Origin of the sequence: Chryseobacterium sp., from assembly GCF_022712095.1 — a bacterium.
GTDB lineage: Bacteria > Bacteroidota > Bacteroidia > Flavobacteriales > Weeksellaceae > Chryseobacterium.
This window is the reverse complement of sequence record NZ_JALAHD010000047.1, coordinates 1-6902: the sequence shown is the minus strand read 5'-3', so window position 1 is coordinate 6902 and position 6902 is coordinate 1. Positions and strand designations below refer to the sequence as shown.

Below are 6902 nucleotides of genomic sequence, written 5' to 3'. Positions count from 1 at the left end.
GGTTTATAAATTATTTTTTGTTCGGTAAATCCAAATCTATCATGTGCCAAAATTTATCCTATTACAATTAAAGATGAAGATTTTATTATGCCTGAAAAATAAAAATGATTTTAAATAGAAATCCCCCTATTTTTAATCGTTATTTTAGGGAAAAGTATTTAGCATGAAAATATTTCTATTTCCATCCTTCTATTATTTTTTGTCAGCCCCATATTATCCTTACTATTATATTCTCCTGTTTAATACAAAAATAAATCCTCAACACGACAAAACTTGTCGTATTATAATTATTGATGTAATTTTTTTATTGAAGATTGAGTGAAAAATAAAAAAGGCTATCTCAAAACTGAGACAGCCTTTTTATTCAGGTGTAGTATATCCTAATTGGTAATAGTATAATTAGCCTGAGCATCCGTTTCACCTCCGGTCTGGCTTCCGTAAACCGCCCCACTTCCATTAGGTGCGGAAGCTTCTGAGGTGCTCGCCGATTCATGATATAAGGTAAGAATAAGCTGGCTTGGGGAAGAGGCATTCTGAATCGCCTTATTAACTACCCATGTAGTTTTTAACCCCACACGATTACCATCAATATTTCTAGTGGAAGAAGCATCATCTGTACGCGATAAAGTAATATCAGAATTAGGGAAACTAAACGTTAAAAAGTGTTCATCTTTTGCATCTTTTATTTCCTGAGTGGCATCCTCATTTCCATTGAGGAACTGTACTTCTACTTCATAGGTTTTTCCATCCTCCAATATCATTGTCGGAACTCCTCCTGCTCCTATACTATAATTATAAGGAGTCTTTGTTTCCGGTTTATCTTTTTCCATTACCAATAATACAATATTGGTAAGATCTTCCTGAGGAATATCGTCTTCAGCAGCAGCATCGTCTCTCTGGCAAGAGGCGACAGTAAAAGTGATGAATAAAACAGCTAATAATTTGATTATATTTTTAGTATTAAATAATTTGTACATTTTTAAAAATTTTAAAGTTTTGATTTTAGTTTTTAAATTTTAGAATCTGTATCTAAAATTCAGTATAAAATTTCTTCCCGCTTCATCTGCAAAAAATCTCATTCTGTTCAGATAGTCTCTGTAAGAAACATCAAAAAGATTATGGACGATAAGCCCGGCAGAAAGGTTTTTGCTGATATTAATTCCCGTTTGGATATTCCAGAGTGAATATCCTTTCGGAGGGGTACTGAGATCCACAGTCTTCTCAGTAGGCACTCCATTTTCGTAAATAGTAATGGACGCATTATACACCGGGAATCTCGTTTGTTTTAAGAAGGTCTGGTTCTCCACATTGAAATAAAAATGACTCCAGTCTTTTTTATTGAAACGTAATGCATTCGTAAAGTTAGGCGGCATCATTAAAATCAAAGGTTCATTATGCGTATCATCCTGCCCGTATACATAGCTTCCTCTTCCCACATAGGTAAGATCATCCGTTAATTTCAAATTGATATCCACGTCTACTCCGTACATTTTGGCATCAATCTGCTGATATTGCCAAACCGGGAACACACCTCTGATCGTATTCTGTATTCCTGTAGGAACTTCATTGATGAAGTTTTTAGTGATAAAAAAATACGGATTTACAGTAATATTCAATCCTTTCAGAACATTCAGTTTAGTATCAGCTACAAGGTTAAACTGATGCCCCTGCTCATTTTTCAATCCCAGATCTCCTATTTCGATCACCGAAGCGGAATGGTGCAGCCCGTCGGAAAATAACTCTGCTATATTAGGTGTTCTTCCTACTTTTGCATAATTAAATTTAAGATTAAAATCTGCACCTGGACGATATTCTAAACCGGCATTGAAGGAAATATTATTATAATTCAATTGTGGACGGGTAAAAATTCTATTCTGATTAGTTTTCACATAAAATTCAGGATACAAATCCGCATATCTGTTCTCCCAATCACTTTTATCATACCATTTACTCACATCATAACGGGTAAAGTCATATCGTGCTCCCGCTTCCACATTCAAATCATGAGAAATCTTGTATTTAAAGATAGAATAAACACCTGCCGAATATTTATCATAATTAGGTATCAGACGCCTTGCTTTGGTTGCCGGATCAGAATAATTATTCTGAAAACTTGCATCAATTCCGGTTTCCAGAGACCATTTTTCTCTTTCCAACAGATCATTGATATTCAACTGATGAGTCATTAATTGCAGGTCTAATGCCGGAGTTTCACTTAAATCACCTCTTCTGATATCATATTCCTGCCTGTGATTATATTGGAAGCTGTATGTTGCAGACACTTTCCCAATATTTTCAAACCTTTTAAAGGCAGACACTTTAGCAATATGGTGTTCAATAACCTGGCGTGGATTATCTATATCATAGCTGAAATTGCCTGTATAAGCCGGAATTTTCAACGTCATGGCATTATAAAAATCCTCATTATTTCCTACATGTGAACCTCTGTAAATTCCTATATTCTGATTTGTAAGGTAATAATCAAAAGAAATTCCCTTTTCAAATTCATTTTTCTGAACCGTGAAATTAAAAGAAGAGAAATCCATTCCGGTATTCATTAAATTATAATCAGGAGTATGCTGATCTCCTAATTTCTTAATGCTTCCACCGGATTTAACCGCCCAGCCATTTTTCCAGACTTTGGCTACATCTACATCCAATCCCAAACCTCTTCCGTTGGAAATTCCCGAAAGGCCCACGGAACCTTTAAGAGTATCTTTTTTAGGAAAAATCTCAGGTTCCATCACGACAACTCCGCCAATGGCATCACTTCCATATTTTAGTGCAGAAGCTCCTTTAATCACATCAATATGCTGAAAGCCGTTAATATCCACATTCGGAGCATGTTCAACACCCCATTCCTGTTCAGCTAGCCTTACCCCATTATTCATAATAGCAATACGACTTCCATATAATCCGTGGATGATAGGCTTTGAAATATTATTTCCGGTTTTCAAAGCCGTTACACCGGAAATTTTAGATAATAAGTTCCCTAAATTATCTGTAGTATTCTGCTCTATATCTGACTTTTCAAGAGTTCTCACAATCAAAGAACCATTCTTTTTATGCCCTCCGTGAATGGTCACCGTTTCAATATCTTCAATGTGATGTTCCAGGATAATAGTCAGATGAACATCCTTGTCAACTTTTATATTTTCAGTATAGTCATTGCATGCAGGATGCGTGGCTACAAGAACATACGTTCCTTCAGGTATTTTATTAAATGAAAACTTTCCTTTTTTATCAGTTGCGGTCGTATAGTTTCCTATTTTTACTTCTGCATGATCCAGCATGGATTTATCGTGAAAATCCTGTACGAATCCTTCTACGGTGAAAGTTTTCTGAGCATTTGTTATCATCAACCCACAAAGGATCAATAATAAGCTGTATATTGATTTCATAGTAAATAATAAAGATTGGGTACCTTAAATGGTATATTGTAAAATATATAAAACAATTTGATTGATAATCAAATTATTACCATACAATCACTTATCGGAAATACATCTGTTTACCATCAATACGATATGAGAATCCATATTCAACAGATGGTACTGAAAGATCATGAGATCAGCCAATAAGAAATTGATAAACTATGAAATAGCGGGAGGACCCCGAAGCTGAAAGGTAAATTTCGTCTGTGACCAGATTCTTTCCTGAATGGCAATAGTCTGTTCAATTTCATGTTCATAGTTGTCAAAACTAAAATGAAATTCTTCAGGAACTATAAAATTACCGGTTGCCAGGAAATGACAGGCCAGACAGTCTCCGGCTTTTTCTGTATTCAGACTTTTTGAAGCACTATGGTCTGCTTTTTTAAGATTATAACTCTTAAAATAGTCTACAGCATCATGATTGTGAAAACTCTGAGAAAACAAAGCAATAAAGTATATCCCAAACAAAAGTTTGGAAACATAGCTTCTGAATTGTTTGTCTTTTTTTATCTTCACGATTCAAAAATAAAAAAATTATTCTAATTGAGAACCTAAATATTCCCATTCTTGTAATGCCAAATCCAAATCTTCTTTAGTTTTATTATATAATTCTAAAGTTTCATCTGTAGGATTTTCTTTTTCAAAAGAGTCTTCCATAGTCTGGACGGTATTTTCAAGCTCGGAAATTTTCTCTTCTACTTTCTTGATTTTATTTTGAATATTCTTTTGTTCCTTACTTATAATAAGAAGCTTTTCCTCTGCAGGCTTAGGGGTTTCTTTTTTCTCTTCCGGTTTCTGAGCCTCTTCATTGTGAAGTTTTGCTTTTTCAATAGAAATTTCCCTGATGCTTTCTTTTTGTCTGTACTCCAGATATTCATCAATATTTCCAAGAAATTCTTTCATCTTTCCATCACGGAATTCAAAAATTTTATCACAAAGACCCTGTAAAAATTCTCTGTCGTGAGAGATTACGATCAAAGTTCCTTCAAACTTCTGTAAAGCCAGCTTTATAATTTCCTTGGACTGAATATCAAGGTGATTGGTAGGTTCGTCCATGATCAGCGTATTGAAAGGACGCAGTAGCAGTTTACAAAGTGCGAGACGGTTTCTTTCTCCTCCGGAAAGTACTTTTGTTTTTTTATTAACGGCTTCTCCCTGAAACAGGAAAGACCCTAATAAATCTCTTACCCTTGGACGGGTTTCTTCCGTTGCCGAATCTTCAGCTTCCTCTAACACTGTTTTATTGGGAGTAAGCACTTCTTCCTGATTTTGTGCAAAATATCCGATATTCACATTATGGCCTAAAGTCCAACTTCCTGAATAATCTTTAATTTCTCCGGCGAGAATTTTAGCAAGGGTTGTTTTTCCCTGCCCGTTCTGTCCTAAAAGTGCAATTCTATCACCTCTCTGTACAAAAAAGTCTACATTATCGAAAACTTTTTTATGACCATAAGCTTTACCAAGGTTTTCTGCTTCAAAAATCACTTTTCCTGGAACAACCGACTGAACGAAACGAATATTAAATTTAGATACATCTTCGTTATCAACTTCGATACGGTCAATTTTATCAAGCTTTTTAATAAGAGACTGTGCAAATGAAGCTTTGGTAGCACTTGCACGGAACTTATTGATATTATCTTCCATCTGCTTGATCTCCGCATCCTGATTCTTTTTAGCCTGAATCAGCTTTTCACGGCGCTCTTCACGCATCACCAAATATTTGGAATAATTGGCTTTATAATCATCCACCTTTCTATTATTGATATCAAAGGTTCTATTGCAGACAGCCGTCATAAACTGTTTATCATGACTTACTAAAATAATAGCTCCCGGATAGTCTTTCAAAAAGTTTTCCAGCCAGATGATGGATTCCATATCCAGGTGGTTGGTAGGCTCATCCAGCAGCATGATATCATTTTTCTGAAGAAGAAGTTTTGCCAATTCAATTCTCATTCTCCATCCTCCCGAAAATTCATCGGTTATTTTTTGAAAATCATCTGCTTTAAATCCTAAACCAAACAATACTTTTTCCATGTCACCTTCAAGGTTATAAGCATCATGGTTCATTAAAAGATCATTGAGTTCAGTCATTTTGTTGATTAAATCAGTATAGGCATCACTTTCGTAATCTGTTCTGGTGGCAAGCTGGTGATTAACATCTTCCAATTCCGTTTTCCATGCATTGATCTGTTCAAAAGCCTGCATAGTTTCGTCCCATACCGTTCTCCCTTTCACAAAGTCAAGGTCCTGTTTTAAGAAACCGATGGTAACATTCCCTTCAGGAACTACATTTCCTTCATAGAACGAAATTTCTCCGGAAAGCATTTTCAATAAAGTGGATTTTCCCGCTCCATTTTTACCAACTAAACCTACCTTATCATCCTTTTTAATGGTAAAATTCACATTTTGAAACAGATAGTTTCCCGAATGATGTAACCCTAAACCTTGAACCGAAAGCATTTAAATGAATTATTAAAAATTAATACTGATTTTCGGGTGCAAAAATAAGGAAAAAGAAATGAATCCTATAAGAAATAAAAAAGACCTTATATTGATATTTCATCTCTTTATTAATAATTCCTTACCGTAATATGATAACAGCTCTGCTGTTTTTCTTTAATATAATAAATGCGTCCGGCATCAGCATAATATTTCAGAACCTTTTCCAATGCTTTCTCCATTTTAGGATTATTCTTAAGAGTATTATTGAATCTTACATAAGAAATATCAAATGAATTTCCGTAATTATGAGAGCTAATCCCTAGCGAAGCATTAGAATTAACACGTCTCAATCTGCACTGGTCATCCAGTGTTCTTGTAACAGAGGTTACGGTAAAAGTACTTCCCTTTGTTTCTTTACTGAATCTGGCTCCCATTCTTTCTAAAGTAATTTTTGCTTTAGACACCATATAAGGTCTGCTATAATCCAATTTCTGTACATGATATCCTTTTCCTGTTTTCTTAATACTATGAAATTTCCCTTTATCTATATATCGCTGTACGGTTTTAGTATCCTTCAATATCTTTACATTAAAACTCTTTGAAGCATCCAAATGAGGTTTATAAAGAGGAGTAGGTTCTACTTTCATCACTTGCGTGAGATCATAACAAGGTAATGTTTTCTTTGCGGTTTGGGTGTAATAGAAATTCCAGATAAAACATAAAGCAATCCCGCTCAGATACTTTTTCATTGAATAGACTTTTAATTTTTGAAATAGAAAAGATATCTATTTTTAATACTATTTCACATTTTCAAGCAATAATCAAGCCTAAATAGATAATTTAAATAATTATAATCATTTATGATATAAACAAATATAACTGTAATTTTTATAAAAAAAAATTACAACAATTTTATTTTTAATTTGTGAAAATTTAACTTTATATTTGATTTTATTAAAAACAAACAATTATGACTAAAAAGCTATTTGCTGAATTCTTCGGCACATTCTGGTAAGTATTCGGAGG

At 34.2% G+C, this 6902-nt stretch carries 6 protein-coding genes; 1 reads left to right on the top strand and 5 read right to left on the bottom strand.

Annotated elements, in window-relative coordinates:
• Nucleotides 1–380 precede the first annotated feature (380 nt).
• Entirely contained in the window at nucleotides 381–977 is a 597-nt protein-coding gene (locus Q0A18_RS02365) for a hypothetical protein (RefSeq protein ID WP_292008568.1), read from the bottom strand.
• Nucleotides 978–1016: 39 nt separating this feature from the next.
• Nucleotides 1017–3401 (bottom strand): TonB-dependent receptor, encoded by a 2385-nt coding sequence (locus tag Q0A18_RS02360; protein ID WP_292008567.1) that lies wholly within the window; start codon nucleotides 3399–3401, stop codon nucleotides 1017–1019.
• A gap of 57 nt (nucleotides 3402–3458) precedes the next feature.
• Here Q0A18_RS02360 and Q0A18_RS02355 point away from each other — a divergent pair, with 57 nt between their 5' ends.
• Nucleotides 3459–3581 carry a hypothetical protein gene (locus Q0A18_RS02355; RefSeq protein ID WP_292008566.1) on the top strand — a complete coding sequence of 41 codons (123 nt, stop codon included), beginning with the start codon at nucleotides 3459–3461 and terminating at the stop codon, nucleotides 3579–3581.
• A 12-nt stretch (nucleotides 3582–3593) separates the two neighbouring features.
• Here Q0A18_RS02355 and Q0A18_RS02350 read toward each other — a convergent pair whose 3' ends face one another.
• From Q0A18_RS02350 to Q0A18_RS02340, 3 genes are all read right to left on the bottom strand, one after another.
• Complete coding sequence (locus Q0A18_RS02350; RefSeq protein ID WP_292008565.1) at nucleotides 3594–3950, bottom strand: hypothetical protein; 357 nt, start codon at nucleotides 3948–3950, stop codon at nucleotides 3594–3596.
• 18 nt (nucleotides 3951–3968) lie between these two features.
• Nucleotides 3969–5894: an ATP-binding cassette domain-containing protein gene (locus tag Q0A18_RS02345; protein ID WP_292008564.1), complete on the bottom strand. Its 1926-nt coding sequence runs from the start codon at nucleotides 5892–5894 to the stop codon at nucleotides 3969–3971.
• A gap of 110 nt (nucleotides 5895–6004) precedes the next feature.
• Nucleotides 6005–6625: a DUF5715 family protein gene (locus tag Q0A18_RS02340; RefSeq protein ID WP_292008563.1), complete on the bottom strand. Its 621-nt coding sequence runs from the start codon at nucleotides 6623–6625 to the stop codon at nucleotides 6005–6007.
• Between the last annotated feature and the right edge of the window lie 277 nt (nucleotides 6626–6902).